The organism is Flavobacterium sp. (assembly GCF_004295795.1).
Classification (GTDB): domain Bacteria; phylum Bacteroidota; class Bacteroidia; order Flavobacteriales; family Flavobacteriaceae; genus Flavobacterium.
The window spans coordinates 57,997-74,391 of record NZ_SEBR01000001.1 but is presented as its reverse complement, the minus strand read 5'-3'; the positions used below and the strand labels follow the sequence as shown (position 1 = coordinate 74,391).

Annotated in this window: 12 protein-coding genes; all 12 read right to left on the bottom strand. The window is 48.2% G+C overall.

Going from position 1 to position 16,395, the window contains the following annotated elements:
- From EOO49_RS00295 to EOO49_RS00240, 12 genes are read right to left on the bottom strand one after another with little or no spacing between them, the layout of a single operon-like run.
- The gene (locus tag EOO49_RS00295; RefSeq protein WP_290841876.1) at window positions 1-1,005 is read right to left on the bottom strand and encodes a sugar kinase; all 1,005 of its coding nucleotides are present in this window, start codon (window positions 1,003-1,005) and stop codon (window positions 1-3) included.
- Window positions 1,005-2,414, bottom strand: a complete 1,410-nt coding sequence (gene uxaC, locus EOO49_RS00290; protein WP_290841875.1) for a glucuronate isomerase — start codon at window positions 2,412-2,414, stop codon at window positions 1,005-1,007. The genes EOO49_RS00295 and uxaC overlap by 1 nt, the downstream gene beginning before the upstream one ends.
- Window positions 2,411-3,196 carry a gluconate 5-dehydrogenase gene (locus tag EOO49_RS00285; RefSeq protein ID WP_290842044.1) on the bottom strand — a complete coding sequence of 262 codons (786 nt, stop codon included), beginning with the start codon at window positions 3,194-3,196 and terminating at the stop codon, window positions 2,411-2,413. The genes uxaC and EOO49_RS00285 overlap by 4 nt, the downstream gene beginning before the upstream one ends.
- The gene (gene kduI / locus EOO49_RS00280) at window positions 3,196-4,032 is read right to left on the bottom strand and encodes a 5-dehydro-4-deoxy-D-glucuronate isomerase (protein WP_290841874.1); all 837 of its coding nucleotides are present in this window, start codon (window positions 4,030-4,032) and stop codon (window positions 3,196-3,198) included. The genes EOO49_RS00285 and kduI overlap by 1 nt, the downstream gene beginning before the upstream one ends.
- Window positions 4,029-5,225 carry a mannonate dehydratase gene (gene uxuA, locus EOO49_RS00275; protein ID WP_290841873.1) on the bottom strand — a complete coding sequence of 399 codons (1,197 nt, stop codon included), beginning with the start codon at window positions 5,223-5,225 and terminating at the stop codon, window positions 4,029-4,031. Before uxuA ends, kduI begins: the two co-directional genes overlap by 4 nt.
- Window positions 5,225-6,046, bottom strand: a complete 822-nt coding sequence (locus EOO49_RS00270) for an SDR family oxidoreductase (protein WP_366927228.1) — start codon at window positions 6,044-6,046, stop codon at window positions 5,225-5,227. Before EOO49_RS00270 ends, uxuA begins: the two co-directional genes overlap by 1 nt.
- A complete protein-coding gene (locus tag EOO49_RS00265; protein ID WP_290841872.1) occupies window positions 6,043-7,206 on the bottom strand; it encodes a DUF4861 family protein in 1,164 nt (387 codons plus the stop codon). Before EOO49_RS00265 ends, EOO49_RS00270 begins: the two co-directional genes overlap by 4 nt.
- Window positions 7,203-9,137 (bottom strand): family 43 glycosylhydrolase, encoded by a 1,935-nt coding sequence (locus EOO49_RS00260; RefSeq protein ID WP_290841871.1) that lies wholly within the window; start codon window positions 9,135-9,137, stop codon window positions 7,203-7,205. Before EOO49_RS00260 ends, EOO49_RS00265 begins: the two co-directional genes overlap by 4 nt.
- Window positions 9,134-10,240: a glycoside hydrolase family 43 protein gene (locus tag EOO49_RS00255; RefSeq protein WP_290841870.1), complete on the bottom strand. Its 1,107-nt coding sequence runs from the start codon at window positions 10,238-10,240 to the stop codon at window positions 9,134-9,136. Before EOO49_RS00255 ends, EOO49_RS00260 begins: the two co-directional genes overlap by 4 nt.
- Window positions 10,227-12,089: a glycoside hydrolase family 2 TIM barrel-domain containing protein gene (locus tag EOO49_RS00250; protein WP_290841869.1), complete on the bottom strand. Its 1,863-nt coding sequence runs from the start codon at window positions 12,087-12,089 to the stop codon at window positions 10,227-10,229. The genes EOO49_RS00255 and EOO49_RS00250 overlap by 14 nt, the downstream gene beginning before the upstream one ends.
- Window positions 12,090-12,092: 3 nt before the next feature.
- Window positions 12,093-15,188, bottom strand: coding sequence for a glycoside hydrolase family 2 TIM barrel-domain containing protein (locus EOO49_RS00245; protein ID WP_290841868.1), 3,096 nt, complete (start codon window positions 15,186-15,188; stop codon window positions 12,093-12,095).
- 15 nt (window positions 15,189-15,203) lie between these two features.
- Window positions 15,204-16,394, bottom strand: coding sequence for a glycoside hydrolase family 88 protein (locus EOO49_RS00240; protein ID WP_290841867.1), 1,191 nt, complete (start codon window positions 16,392-16,394; stop codon window positions 15,204-15,206).
- Window position 16,395: the final 1 nt, after the last annotated feature.

Below are 16,395 nucleotides of genomic sequence, written 5' to 3'. Positions count from 1 at the left end.
TTATCGTTTGATTCTTCCGCCGTAATCGCCTCTTGCGACTTCGTGGATCTCATCGGCCGAAGCCAAATTTACGTCTCCTAAAATGCTGTGTTTTATTGCGCAGGCGGCATTTGCGAACCCGAGTGCTTTTTGGTCGTCGAAGTTGTGCAATCCGAAGATCAAGCCCGCGGCAAATGCGTCGCCGGTTCCTATTCTGTCGACGACATCTGTAATTTCTATCGGCTGTGTTTCCAGGTATTTTGAACCGATAAACGCTCGTCCTTGCACGCTTTGGTGCGATGCGGTTTTCCCGATGCGGATTTTGTCGAACACTTTCTCGATTGACGGTTTGGCTTTTTTCAGCGCTTCCGCAGCTGCGACAAAACCGTCTTTGTCCGACGAAAAATCGGTTCCCAAAATCTCGTTTATCTCGTTCGGGCCGCCGATGAAAATCGTGGAAAATCCGACCAATTCCGACAAAACTTCTCGCCCGTCGCGACCGTATTTCCACAGATTTTTGCGATACGCCGGGTCGGCAGAAATCGAAATTCCCAATTCGGACGCCTTTCGTAAACCAGATTTCAAAGCCTGATATGCGTTCTCTGAAATCGCCGGCGAAATGCCCGTCCAATGCAACCAATCGGCATTTTTCAAGACTTGCGACCAGTCGATTTCCTCGGGATTTAGGTTCGCGAACGAGCCGTGAAGCCTGTTGTAAGCGATTTGTCCGGCGCGCAATCCGACTCCGGTTTCGAGAAAATACAAGCCAAGCGGACTGTCGTTGATTTGGATTTCATCTGTCGGAATTCCATAACTTTTTACGCAAGAAAGCGCCGCCTGTCCGACAAAATCGTCCGAAACCGCGCTTATGTGTTCGACTTTCAAACCCAAGTTCGACAGCGAAGCCGCGACGTTCAATTCGGTTCCGCCAAAGAAAAATTCGAGCGCGTTCGACTGTTTCATTTTTCTGTGGTTCGCGGGCGACAATCGCATGATGATTTCCCCAAAAGTGACGATTTTTCCCATTAGCGTTGAAATTGAAAATAGTCGTTAGCGTTGTGATAGCAAATGTCAGAGACGATTTTTCCGAGCCATTCGATATCGTCCGGAAGTTCGCCCGAAGCGATTTCCTGTCCGATCAGATTGCACAAAATCCGACGGAAATATTCGTGTCTCGGAAACGAAACAAAACTTCGGGAATCGGTCAACATCCCGATGAAACAACTCAACAATCCCATGTTTGAAAGCGAATTGAGTTGGTCGATTATACCTTGCTTCTGATCCAAAAACCACCAACCTGAACCAAATTGCATTTTGCCTTTGGCGCTTCCGTCGTTGAAATTCCCGATCATCGAGGCGAAAATCGCGTTGTCGGCCGGATTCAGGTTATAGATAATTGTTCGCGTCAACTTGTTGTTGGAATCGAGCGCACTGAGGAAATTCGACAAATTTTCCGCTTGACGGAAATCGCCGATCGAATCGAAACCTGTGTCGGCGCCAAGAGTTTTGAACAAGCGCGAATTGTTGTTGCGAAGCGCGCCCAGGTGGAATTGTTGCGTCCAATTTCTGTCGGAATATTGTTCGCACAAAAACAGCAAAATCGCGGTTTTGAACTTTTCAGCTTCCGATGCTGAAACCATTTCTCCATTTCGGCGTTTGGCAAAAATTGCTTTGATTTTGACTTCCGACGCTAACGAAAACGGCAATTGGTTCAAGCCCAAATCGCTCAAAACGCAGCCATTTGCATCGAAATAATCGAGTCGATTTTCCAAAGCCGAAAGTAAATCGTCGTAATTCAAAATCGAAATTCCAGCCGATTTTGCAAGCGAATCCAGATATCCGTTATAATCGTCGTTCTCGATCAGAATTGCTTTGTCCGGACGAAAAGCCGTTCCGACGCCAATCTTGAAAGCCGATTTCGCGATGGTTTGGTGATGCGCCAAATCGTCAGTTGGATCTTCGGTCGTGCACAACTGTCTTACGTTCATTTTCTCGAGCAAACCGCGGCAACTATTCTCGGGCAATTGCAATTGTTTTTGCAACTGATCGTAAACTTCCGATGCGTTTTTTTCCGACAACAATCCGTCAAAACCGAAATAGCGTTTCAATTCTAGATGCGTCCAATGATAAAGCGGGTTCCGCACCGTGTAAGGAACGGTTTTCGCCCAAGCGACGAATTTTTGCTTATCCGAAGCTTCGCCAGTGATGCATTTTTCGTCGATTCCCAAAGTTCGCATTGCGCGCCATTTGTAGTGATCGCCGGCAATCCAGAGCTGCGAAATGTTTTCGTACACGCGATTTTCGGCAATTTCTTTTGGCGGCAAATGGTTGTGGTAATCGATGATAGGCAACTTTTCGGCATATTCGAAATAGAGTCGCTCGGCGAATTTGTTGCCAAGTAGAAACGTATCGGTTATGAAAGTTTTTTCGCTCATTTCTCGTTTGATGGTTTTCCGATCGTGGCCAAGATTCCGCCGTCGACGTAAACGATTTGTCCGTTCACGAAATCGCTCGCTTTGGACGATAAAAACACGACAGTTCCGGCCAGATCTTCAGGATTTCCCCAACGTCCGGACGGCGTTCTGTTCAAAATGAATTCGTTGAAAGGATTTCCGTCTACGCGGATCGGTTCGGTTTGGGAAGTCGCGAAATATCCGGGTCCGATTCCGTTCACTTGTATGTTGTGGCGCGCCCATTCCGTAGCGAGGTTTTTGGTCAGCATCTTGAGTCCGCCTTTTGCCGCAGCGTATGCGCTTACGTTGTCGCGTCCGAGTTCGCTCATCATCGAACAAATGTTGATGATTTTACCCGATTTGCGTTCGATCATCGCTTTTGCGACCAATCGCGACATGATGAACGGCCCGACCAAATCGACGTCGATCACTTTTCGGAAATCTTCCACCGGCATATCGATCGCCATTACGCGCTTGATGATTCCGGCGTTGTTGACCAAAATGTCGATTTGTCCGCGTTCGGAAATCATTTGGGCAACTTGCTTTTCGGCTTCGGATTCATCGGTCACATCGAACAGATACCCGTTTGCGACAAAGCCTTGACTGCGATACTCGTCGATTGCCGCTTCGAGTTTGGACGGCGTCGTGCTCGTGATCAGCAATTCGGCTCCGGCTTTTGCCAAACCTTCGGCCATCGCTTTCCCGAGTCCGTGAGTTGCGCCCGTGACCAGCGCTTTTTTTCCTTTGAGGTTGAACAATTCCATCATTTGAGTTCGTTTGGAGTTACGCCATCCATATCGCCATAATCGAGATTTTCGCCTGCCATTCCCCAAATAAACGAATAATTCGACGTGCCCGCGCCCGAGTGGATCGACCATTCGGGTGAAATCACGGCTTGGTGGTTTTGCATGAAAATATGGCGCGTTTCATCGGGTTGACCCATAAAATGCGAGATCGTTTGGCCTTCCGGAAGATTGAAATAAAAGTAAGCTTCCATGCGGCGCGTGTGCGTATGCGCGGGCATCGTGTTCCAAACGCTGCCTTCGTGAAGTTCGGTGAGTCCCATTTGGAGTTGGCAGGTCTCGATCACGCCACTTATCAGAAGTTTATTGATCGTGCGTCTGTTCGCGGTTTTTTGGTCGCCGAGTTCTACGATTTCGGCGTTCTCTTTCGTTACTTTTTTGGTCGGATACGAATGATGCGCCGGGGCGGAATTGAGGTAAAAATACGGCTGATTCTCGCCGGATTTTTCGAAAACGACTTCCTTCGCGCCTTTGCCGACGTACAAAGCTTCTTTGTGTCCGATTTCGTAAACCGTGCCGTCTACCATAACTTTTCCGGCCTGACCGACGTTGATGATTCCGAGTTCGCGTCTGTCAAGGAAATTCTCCGATTTGAGATAATCGATCGTTTCGAGTTTCAACGGTTTTGTAGTCGGAAAAGCACCTCCGACAATGTAGCGGTCATACATCGTATAAACCAATCGGATCGTGTCGCTTTCAAACAGAGTCGGGATCAAAAAGTGCTCGCGAAGTTGCTTGGTGTCGTATTTTTTGGCATCCTCGGGATGATGCGCGTAACGGAATTCTGAGATTGTCATGTCGTTTTTTGTAAAATATTTCGGGTAATTCCAAGCTCCAGGCCGCGAAGTTCCGCGAGTCCACGCAGTCTTCCAATGGCCGAATAACCCGGATTGGTTTGTTTGTTCAAATCGTCCAGCATTTGGTGGCCGTGATCTGGGCGAAACGGCATTCTCACGTCTTTTCGTCCAGCCAAAATGCGATGTTGCTGTTCTTCTACCAACGCTTTCATCACTTCGTACATATCGACGTCTCCGGCCAAATGATCGGCTTCGAAAAAATTGCCGTTTTCGTCTCGCGTCGTCGCTCTCAAATGAATAAAATGGATGCGATTTCCGAGTCGTTTTATCATGCCCGCCAAGTCGTTGTCAGCGCGCACGCCATACGAACCCGTGCAAAAACACAGTCCGTTGTTTGGCGAAGTTACGGTTTCCAAAAGTTGTTTCGCGTCAGATTCCGTGCTTAGGACTCGCGGCAAACCCAAAATCGGGTAAGGCGGATCGTCCGGATGGATCGCGAGCAAGATTCCCGCTTTTTCGGCTGTCGGAACGATTTCAGACAAAAATCCGTACAAATTCTGACGCAACTCCAAATCGCCAATCTCGGCATATTCATCCAAAACCGACTGGAACTTTTCGAGCGAATAACCTTCTTCGGCTCCGGGCAAACCCGCGATGATGTTGCGAACCAACGTCTGACGTTTTTCATCTGACATTGTATCGAAAACCAATTTGGCTTGCTGTTTTTCGTCTTCGGAATAATCGTTTTGAGCGCCCTTTCGTTCGAGCAGGAAAAGTTCGAATGTCGCGAATTCCATTTTGTCGAAACGCAGCGCTTTGGAACCGTCGGGCATTTCGAAATTCAGGTCGGTGCGCGTCCAGTCGAGAACCGGCATAAAGTTATAACACACGATGTCGATACCGCATTGGCCGAGGTTTTCGAGCGTCTGTTTGTAATTCCCGATGTAGTTCCTGAAGTCTCCTTTCGCCTTTTTGATGTCATCGTGAACCGGAACGCTTTCCACGACAGACCAAGAAAGTCCGGCATTTTCGATTTCCAGTTTTCGTTTCAGGATCTCGTTAACCGGCCAGATTTCCCCGTTTGGAATATGGTGTAAAGCCGTCACGATGCCAGTCGCGCCCGCCATTTTGATATGCGAAAGCGGAACGGGATCTTTCGGGCCATACCAGCGCCATGTTTGCTCGAGTGCCATTAGACGCCGTGAAATGCTGTGAATCCGCCGTCGACCGGAACGGTGATTCCTGTTATGAAATTTGATTGTTCATCGAGCAGCCACAAAAGCGTGCTCACGAGATTTTCCGGTTCCCCGAATTTTTGCATAGGCGTTTGGGCGATGGCTTTTTTGCCGCGATCGGTGAATGTTCCGTCAGGATTCGTGAGCAGATTCCGGTTTTGTTCCGTCAGAAAAAAGCCGGGAACAATTGCGTTTACACGGATATTTTCCTTGGAGAAATACACCGCGAGCCATTGTGTAAAATTTGAGATGGCCGCTTTTGCCGCGCTGTAAGCCGCCACTTTTGTCAACGGTTTCATGGCGCTAACCGACGAAATGTTGACGATGTTGCAATTTTCGCGCGAGATCATGTCCTTGGCAAAAACCTGCGTCGGAAGCAATGTTCCCATAAAATTCAGATCGAAAACGTGTCTGATTCCGCTTTCTTCGAGATCGAAAAAACTGCGTTCGCTGTTCGCGTCAAATTGGCTGTCAAGCGAAATGCCGCCAGGATGATTTCCACCCGCGCCATTGACGAGAATGTCGATTTTCCCGAACTTCTCGTTTATGGTTTTATGTGCCGATTGCAAGCTTTCCTTGGAACAGACATCGGCAGAAATCCCAATCGCCGAACCGCCGTCAGCATTGATGTCATCGGCCAACCGATTCGCTTTTTCAAAATCGCGCCCAAGAATCGCGACATTCGCGCCGTTTTGAGCCAACGCCTTCGAAAGCGCCGTTCCCAAAACGCCCGCACCGCCAGTGATTACTGCTGTTTTTCCTTTGAGATTTCCCATCATTTTATCGTGACTTGAAGCGGTTTTACAATCATTTGCGCTTGTTTTTCGAGCATTTTGTCCCAATCTTCAACGTTGGAGATTTGTCCGCTTTTTGTCCATGCGAAACCCGCGTAATAAGTGAGTTTGCTTTGGGCGTTCGTCGTAACTATCAGGTTGCTTTGATCGGGCGTTTTGGATTTGTGAGCGAAGGCATCGGTCACGATTTTCGCATCGACGATGATTCCTTCGCCCACGAACGCGTCGTCAATCTTTTCGTAATGCCTGAAAATGCCTTTGCCCTTATCGATTTTGGGTTCGCCTTCGTTCTTGTGCAACGTGATTCCGATAGCATAATCCCGAAGTTGCGCCTTCGTTTTCAATCCGATCTCGAATTTCGTGAAATTACTGCCCAAATCGAGCGAAACGCGCTTGGTTTCTACGACGCCGAATTCGAAGTAAGGCGCGTAAGTGAGTTCGAAAATCGTCCGCAACGGTCCTTTCGCGATGGTTTTCCAACCGACGAAATTCTTCGAGACATACAAACTGTCGTTTTTCCAGATTCCGGTTCCGCCCGTTCCGCGACTCGCGCCTACGTGATACGGATCGTAACCTTCGCCCCGATCTTTGTGGTAAAACATCGGGTCGGTTTTGTAACCCGCGTACCATTTGTCGATGATCGGTTCGCTCGTGCGTTTGAGCCAAATGTCGATTCCCGAGGAAAGCGTTCCGTTTTCGCGCTTTTGTTCGGTGCGTTGTTGGGCGTCCGGGCCGTAAGTTCTGAACGCGACCTTATCGTTTTCCCAAGTGTAGTCATCGGTTCTTTCGGGTACGAAACGCGAAAAGGTGGTGCTTTCTGATTTTGCTTCCGACAGATACGATCCATCCCAAAAAATGGTGTAATCAGACTTCGCTTTCGCGGAAACTTCTGCCCGAAACAATAATTCGTCAGGTTTTCCGTCGAGGTTCGCATCGATCCATTGTACAACCAAATCGCCCGATTTTCCCTTTTCTGTAACGTGTATGTTTGCGTAACCCGATTTGAGAATTTTGGTCAATTTGGCAACCGGAACCGACACGATTTCCGTTCGGTCGAAATGCAAGTCGTTCTTGACGGAAACTTGTATTTTTTGGGCGATTGCCGAAAATGAAATCAGCGAAAGGATACCTAAAAGTGTTTTCATTTCTTGTTGTTTTTGGGAATTGAAACGGGCGCGATTCCGTTCAGCGTCGGTGTTATTTTTTCGATTTTCCCGTCTTTGGAAAACGTCATTTTATCGATGCAGACTTCGCGATGGAAACCGGCCGCATCGCCCATTTTCGCTCCGTTCGGAATATTGAAGCGATGGTAGACGATGTACCAATCATCAGTTCCCGGAACGTTTATGACCGAATTGTGTCCGGTGGCGAGAATGCCGTCCGATTCGCTTTTCTCGATTACACTACTATCCGAAGAAATTTCGATTGGGCCAAGTGGCGATTTCGACGTTCCGTAGCGCACTTTGTAATTCGGGCTGCGCGTATCGTCTTCGCTCCACATAAAATAATACGTTCCGTTTCGGTAAAAAACTTCAGTGCCTTCGCGGAAAGTTTTGTCGACTTCGATGACTTTGACCGAATTCGGTTTGATCGAAACCATGTCAGCATTCAATTCGGCAACAGCCATAAAACCATTTCCCCAATAGAGGTAACTTTTTCCGGTTTTCGGATCGGTGAAAACGTCCGGATCGATGTTTTGTCCGCCTGAAACGCCATTCGGTTTTTGGTCGATAAGCGCTTTCCCGCTGTCTTTGAACGGCCCGAAAGGATTGTCGGCAACCGCAACTCCAATCTTTTGCGCCGCCGTGAAATAGTAGAAATACTGATATTTTCCGTTGGTTTTTTTCTCGATGGCCGTTGGCGCCCAAGCGTTGCGATTTCCCCAAGGAACGTCGGCTTTGAGGTCGAGAATCTTGCCCTCATTTTTCCAATCGACCAAATTATCCGAAGAAAAAACCTCGAAAAAATCGCCCGACCAACTTTGGAAACCGTCACTTGTCGGATACAGATAGAACTTATTGGTTTTGTTCGAATACAGGATTTCGGGATCGGCATAAAAACCTTCCAAAACCGGATTGTTCGCGATTTCCGGATAGTCCGCGGGTTTTCCCCACTTGGCAAAAAGCGCTTTCAACTCCGATCTTTTCACCGGAATTATCGTGCCGTGACGCGGATGAAAATCCATCGAAATCTCGTGATCGATCACCGAAAAATGTTCGAGATCGCTTGATTTCGTGAACTGATATTGCCCTTTCATGTAAACGTCATACATCAAAACGTACTCGTTCGAATGGTTCAATTTGAACACGCCCGAACCTTCGACGGCTTCGTTTGTTTGTTGTTTGTAATCGTCTTGTTCGATCCAGTTTCCCGAAGTCAAATCACTTGTCGTCGCGGTTTTGATGCCTTTTTTGCCTTCTTCGGTTTTGTAAAACAGATGATAAATGCCGTCTTTCAAGATGATATCGCCGTCGATGCTGGCTTTTTTCGACTTTGGAAGAAACAGGATTTTGGGTTCAGATTCCAAATCGGTGAAATCCTTGTTCGCGTATGCGTAATAGATTTTGTCGAAATTGTCTCCGTGTTTCATCGAAAAATAGACGAGATATTTGCCGGCTTTGGCGTCGAAAATCGTTTGTGGCGCCCAAACTCTTTGCAGGTTTTCGTTGTTCGGAAATCGTTTTTGGATGTTGATTTTGGAGGAAGTCCAATTCACGAGATCGCTCGATTTCGACAGAATCATGCCGCGGTTCGAATTCCAGCCTTTGTTCGAAGTCATGTCGGTCATGACCATGTAAAACAAACCGTCTTCGCCACGCAAAATGTGCGGATCGCGAATGCCGCCGGTTTCGGAAATTTTCCTGGAATCGAGAATGGCGTTGTTTGCATTCAGTGCGTAAAACTTGAATCCGTCCGGGCTGACGGCGAAACGCAGCGCTTCTTCCTCGACTTTGTTTCCGGTGAAATACGCGAACAAATAACCCGAAAAGTCCTTTTCAGCAAAGGTTCGTTGTGCGAAAATCGCCGTCGGAAAAACGGTCAGAACCAAAAGTGTATGTAGCAGAAATTTCTTCATCTAATGTCGGATAATGTCCACGAATCCTTGAATTCGAGAACTGGTTTTCCGTTTTTGAGTTGTATCGGAAGCCACAAATAACGACCGTCTACCGGGTTTTTCGGACGCCAGATATCGGCCATGAAAACGAATTGGTCTTTGGTGCCGGTGATTGGCAAAATGTATGTGCTTTGCCCGCCGAAAGTGATCTCGGAATCTTTGCCGACGCAAGGATTTCCAAGCGATTCACAAGGCCCGAAAATGTTTTTGGCTTTGAAAGAGCGCGCGGCATTCGGATCCCAACCCGTGCAACCCGAAGTGATCATGTAATAAATGCCGTCTCGCTTGAAAATCGCGGGCGCTTCGTTGTGTCCGGCGGGTTCGAGAACCGCGAATTTCCCTGTGAAATCGAGGTAATCGTCGGTCAATTCTGAAAGGTGAAGCGTCAGATTTTCTTCGGATGAATGGATGTGATACGCTTTTCCGTCATCGTCCACAAAAACCGTCATATCGCGTGACATTTGGCCTTTCTCGAAATCGCGTCGGACAAATCTTCCTTGCTGCACCAACTTTTTCCATTTTGGCGTCCACCATTTTACGGTGTCTTCTCCTTCCACGGCTTTTTTCCATTCGTCCTTGAATCCGATGGGCCAATTTCCTGCGTTCGGACGATAACTTTTGAGATATTGGAACGGCCCTTTCGGATTGTCAGAAACGGCAACTCCGGTGCGCGACGCCTTATAACCTTGGTCTTTGAGCTCCAGGTGAAACCACATCACGTACTTTTTCGTCTTTTTGTTGAAGATGACTTTCGGACGTTCGATGATGCAACCTTTGACGATTTCAGACGTTTCATTCGACGAAACCGCGAGCGCGACACCTTCGTTTTGCCAGTTGTACAAATCCTTGGACGAGTAAACCGTCACGCCAACGTCGGCTTTATTGGTTTCGCCTTTGTGTTCGCCATACCAATAATACGTGCCGTTTTGGTACAAAATTCCGCCACCGTGAGCGTTGATGTGCTTGCCGTCGCGATCTTTCCAGACTTGTCTGGGTTCGAACTTCGTGTTTTGCGAGAAAACTGAAAATCCGACGAGCAAAAATAGCAATTCAATTCTTGGCATTCGCGGCATCTTCCTTGGCTTTTATCTTTTTGTAATAAGCTTGCAACACGTAAAATGCTTTCTTTTTTTCGCCTTTTTCGCCGTAAACGCCTTTGCGGTTCCACAATTCCTGATAGTCGGGATTGTTGCGTTTCGGGCTTCGGAAATCGGCCAGAAGCCAAGGTGAAAGTCCGGAATAACTGTCGGGAAAACGCTCCTCGAACATCTTGATCTGTTCCTGGTAATACCATTCCTGATATTCCTCGCTGAAACGCGTGAGTTTGTCGGCGTGAAAACCTGCGACGGCTTCGGCTCCGGTTTCTGAAATGAAAAACGGCTTGTCATACTTGACTTCCCATTGCGCCGTTTGGCAAGCATCGGGCAAACCGGAATACCAACCCAAATATTCGTTCAACGCGACGATATCAGTGAATTCACCAAGCGGATCGTCGACGTGATTCACGCCTTTGTTGTAGCCGACCTCGAGCGCTGCGGCGATCAATCGAGTGTCGTCGGCGGCTTTGGCTCGCTTGACCAAAGTGCTCATGAATCGCGTGCGGTTTTCACTCACAGGCGTTTCGTTCCCGACCGACCAGATCACGACCGAGGCGCGATTCCTGTCACGCGCGATCATTTCGTCCAGCTGTTTTTCGGCTTTTTTGAGGACTTCTTTGTTCGCAAAATCGATCGTCCAGTAAACCGGGATTTCAGACCAGACCAGAATTCCCATTTCGTCGGCCAGTCGCGTCATGTTTTCGTTGTGCGGATAATGCGCCAGACGAACCATATTGCAACCCAGATCTTTCGCCCAATTGAGCAATTGTTTGGCGTCGGCCATGTCGTGCGCACGGCGGATTTCCTGCGGGATTTCTTCGTGTATGGAAATGCCGCGCAGAAAAACCTGGCGTCCGTTGACGAGAATTTTCTTGCCTTGCACTTCTACTTTCCGAAAGCCGATTTTCTCCGAAACCGTTTCCTTTCCAAGCGTGAATTTGACCTCGTACAACTTCGCTTTTTCGGGTTGCCACAGTTTCAGGTTCTTGACGTCGAACGAAATGTGCGTGCTGTCAGAATTGGCGATGATTTCCTTTTTGAACTTGAGTTCGGGAATCTCGACAATCACTTTTGAACCTTTGGCATCGGTCGTTTTCACGAATCCGGAAACGGAAAAACTGTTCTTTTTGATAGCCGAAAGAATGTCCTGTTTTTGGTTGAGCGTGAGATTGTATTGGCTGATGAATTGCTTCGGGACGATCACCAATTTCACGTCGCGCGTGATTCCGCCGTAATTCCACCAATCGGTGTTCAACGTCGGGATTTCGTCTGCGTGGCGCTTGTTGTCGACCTTTACGACTAGAAAGTTGTCCTTGTCCTTGAGCAGATTCGCCGGAATCTTGAAGTTGAACGGCGTGAATCCGCCTTTGTGCCAACCGAGTTTTTTCCCGTTCAGGTAAACGTGGGCTTCGTAATTCACGGCTCCAAAGTACAGATAAACGGCATCGTCCTGATTCGCTTTCGGACGATCGAACTTGCGTTGATACCAAACCGTGCCTTCATAGTGCAAAAACTGTCGATCCTGATGATTCCAGTCGCCCGGAACCTTGATCGAACTTTTATCCGAATATTGGTGCTCGATCAGATCTGACTTGCTTTTTGGTGCATTTTCATTCCAGTATGCGCCGTTGTCGTTCTCTTTTCGCTCCTTGAAACGATAGTCGTAAAATCCGGTTTCATACGTGTCGATGATATAATGCCAGGTTCCGTTTAGCGACACATTTCGCCTCGCATCGGTGTTCATGATAAGGTCGTCCTGGGCGAATGCAGACAAAAATCCGCAAGCCGTCAAGGCGCAAATCAGCAATTTGTTCATGTCTTAGTTGTTGTTTAGCAGATTGATCGTAAAAGTGTACGAATACGCGTCTTTGGTGAGCAAATACTCGTCATGCGGATACGCGCCCCAACTCGTATCGCCTCCAACGCCGCGCTGTCCGTAATCGATATGAAGATACACTTTATCCTCGAGATTGACATCTGAAATGTGCCTTTGCGCCTTGGTCAAACCCGGATCGATCGCTTCCGTGGAAACGTTCATCGCACTGAAACCAAGCGGTTGCGAGCCTTCGACCGAAAGTCCGAAGCCGGAGTCGTCGGTTACCGAAAACCAGCGCGCATCGGTCTTGTAACCACATTCCTGCGGACGCAGATATTGCCAGACGAACTCGTCTTTGGTCTTGCCTTTGTAATTCCCTACGAACGATGCGGTGTTTCTGTCGGAATAATTTTCCCACGGGCCGCGTCCGTAATAACTGAGGTTTCCGAATTTTCCGTCGACGACCATTCGCATCCCGAAGCGCGGAATCTCAGGAAGTTTCGCGCCTTTTTTTTCGAGCGAAGCCGTGATTTTGACCGATCCGTCGTTTTGGATCAGATAGTTTACGCTGAACGGAATTTTCGCGCCGTTCAATTGGTAAACCACGTCGATCGGAAGGCCGTCCTTGGTTTGTTTTCCGACTTTTACCGACGTGACTTTCGCATCCTTCGAAGCTTCTTTCCAAACGCCGAGCTTTTGCGGCATTTCGTTCCCGAAGTCGTTGTCGGTCGGGGCGCGCCAAAAATACGGAATCGGGAAATTCTCGACGATTTTGGCAGTCGATTTGGCCGATGTGTAAGACGTCAATTCTCCCTTTTTCAAATCGAAAATCCCTTTTACGCCAGCCGATTCGAAGCTCACCGATTCTTTCGACTTCACGATTTTCAACTTGCCCGAAATCGATTCGTTTCGCTTGAAGAAATCACCCGAAATCTTGAATTGCTCTCGCGCCATTTCGTGCTTGGCCGGAATCATTTCCGTAGCCGATTTCGTGTAGGCGTAAACACTCAAAAAGTACTCTTTATCGGCTGACAGATTGCCCAAATCAATTTTCGAAACCGACGATTTTTGTGGCGCGGCGTCTGAATCGACAATTCCTTCTTTTACTTTATTTCCATTTTCGAGCAATTCCCATTTGATGTCGAAAGCGTTCAGGTTCGTGTAGAAATACTTGTTTTTGATCGTGAGGTTTTGCTTTCCGTCAAACGAAAATGCGATGTCTTGGTACACTTTTTTGACTTCGGCCAATCCCGGATCCGGCACGCGGTTGGCATCGACCATTCCGTCTCCGCCGCCATTTTCGTCGTGGTGCATGTTTTCTCCTCCCAAATCGCCTCCGTAAGCCCAATATTTGCGTCCGTTTTTGGAGTCGACCGCTTCGATTCCCTGATCGACCCAATCCCAGATGAAACCGCCTTGCATTTTAGGGTCGGCGGCCATGATGTCGAAATATTCCTGGAAATTCCCGTTCGAATTTCCCATCGCGTGGGCGTACTCGCACATGATGTAGGGACGCGTCTTGGTCTTGTCGGCCGCATATTTCTTCATGTTCGAAATACTCGGATACATCGGGCAAACGATATCGGTATTCTCATTTTCGCCCGCTTGCTCGAATTGCACCGGACGCGAGTTGTCGCGCTGTTTCAACCACTTGTAGGCATCGTGGAAAACCGGTCCGTTTCCGCACTCATTTCCCATTGACCAAACGATGATCGACGGATGGTTCTTGTCGGTTTCAAGCATGCGTTTGATGCGGTCTAGATGCGCGTCGGCCCATTCTGGCAAATAAGCCGGATGTTTCGATTTGTCGAACGCGTTTTGCCATTCGGCGCCCATGTGATGCGTCTCGATGTTGGCTTCGTCGCAAACGTACATTCCGTATTCGTCGCACAATTGGTACAGATAAGGATCGTGCGGATAATGGCTCATACGAATCGCATTGATGTTGTTTTGTTTCATCACGGCAATGTCTTTTCGCATCATTTCGCGATCTGGCGTGTGGCCTTTCGTAGGATGGTGTTCGTGCAGGTTGACGCCGTTTACCATGACCGCATTTCCGTTCACCAGCAATTGGCTGTTCTTGATCTCGACCTTGCGGAATCCGGTTTTGCCCGAAACGAACGTCTTTTTTCCGCCTTGATCCAAGACGATTTCGTACCGATATAGCGTCGGTGTTTCCGAACTCCATTTCTTAACATTCGGAACATTCGCCATAAAATTCACGGTCGCCGCCGATTTTTTGGTTTCGGTATAAACCTGTTTTCCATCGGCATCAAAAAGCGAAAAAGTCAGGTTCGCCGCCGCCGGTTTCGCATTCCCAAACTGACGGATTTGCACGTTGGCAGACAATTGTCCGTTTGCGTAAGTCGCATCCAGATCGCCTTTCACCTCAAAATCCCAAATCGACTGTTTCGGATAAGCCTGAAGGAAAACGTCGCGCTCGATTCCGCTCAAGCGCCAAAAATCCTGGTCTTCGAGATAACTTCCGTCGTGCCAGCGCGTGACCTGGACGGCCAAAAGATTCTCGCCTTTTTTGAGGAAAGACGTAATGTCGAATTCGGCTGCTGTTTTGGCCGCCTTGGTCGTCCCGACTTCTTTTCCGTTGACGTAAATCTGGGCGTAACCCGAAATCGATCCGAAGTTCAGGATCACTTGTTTGTCCGACCAATTTCCGGGCACCGAAAAAGTCTGGCGATACGTCGCAACCGGATTGTATTTCGGGGCGATAAACGGCGGATTTTTGGGGAACGGATACACGATATTGCTGTAAATCGGAATGTCGAAACCTTGCAATTCCCAATTCGACGGAACTGCGATCGGCTTCATTTTCGATTCATCAAAATCGGTCTTGAAGAAATCCTTTGGTTTGTCGTTCGGCGATTTAACAATGCTGAATTTCCATTGTCCGTTAAGGCTTTTCACGAGATGCGATTGGGAAGAATTGCCGCTCTTGGCCGCGTTTTCAGTATCGTAAAGGAAAAAAGTGCTATGTGGCTTTTCCTTATTCCTGTCGACAATCTTGGGATTTTCCCATTCGTTGTTCTGAGCCAAAACCGAAGTCGCGATCAAGGCGAATAGTGCAGTTGCCAGTCGTTTCATATAACTGTTTGATTTTTAGTGTTGGTGTTTTTGATAGCGCATCATGGCTTCTACGAAATAATAGTCGCCGTAAGTCAAAGGCACATCGACTTCTGATTTCGCCGGAATATTCCCTACTCCGTGTTCGAGGATAAAGCCGCCGTTCGTACCTTTTTTGGCGAGATATTTATTGGAAGAAAGCGAGTTCAGCATCGTTTCGGCATCCGAAAAATAACGCTTCGATTCATCGCCTTTCACATAATCTGAAAGCTCGATCAAAGCCGATGCGATAATGGCCGCAGCCGACGAATCGCGCAAAGCGTCAGGAATATTCGGCGCATTGAAATCCCAATACGGCACTTTGTCCTTCGGAAGATTTTTGTTGTCGAGGATAAAATTCGCGATGTGTTTGGCCTGCTCAAGATAGTTCTCATCTTTGGTTTCGCGATACATCACGACGTAGCCATACAAACCCCAAGCTTGGCCGCGCGCCCATGCAGAATCGTCCGCGGCGCCTTGATTCGTGATTCGTTTGTGGACTTTTCCGTCTTCTTTTCCGTAAATCACAACGTGAAACGAACTGTAATCGGGACGGAAATGATTTTTCATCGTCGTATTGGCGTGGCGCGTCGCGATCTTGTAATAAGTGCTGTCACCGCTGTGTCGCGTGGCCCAAAATAACAATTCGAGATTCATCATGTTGTCGATGATCACGGGCATTTCGGTTTCCGAGGCTTTGTTCCAGGGCGCGCTGTCCCAAGATTGGATGCAACCCGCTTTGTCGTTGAAACGGCTCGAGAGACTTTTTGCGCTGTTCATCAAAATTTTCTCGTATTCAGGCGACGGATGCAATCTTTGAGCGTTCCCGAAACTGCAATACATCATAAAACCCAAATCGTGAGTCGTCGTGTTGAACTGCTCCTTTTCGAGATCCTTCAAAGCATCCAATGCCGATTTTTCGAGTTCGGGCGAGCTTTTGGCCTCGTTCAGCAACAACAAAGTTCCGGGGTAAAATCCGCTGCACCACCAACCCGAATCGCTGGTTTCGAGCGAATCTTTTGCCGCGTGGTATGTTTTAGGGAATCGGCCTTTGGGCAAGCGTTTGGAAAGTTCGGAATATTGGGAAGTCGCCGTAGCAAGCGTTTCGTCGAAGTCGTTCGCCTTTTTTTCTGTCGAACAAGACGCGAAAATCGAGAAGATGGATGCGACGAGTAGTGTTTTACGCATT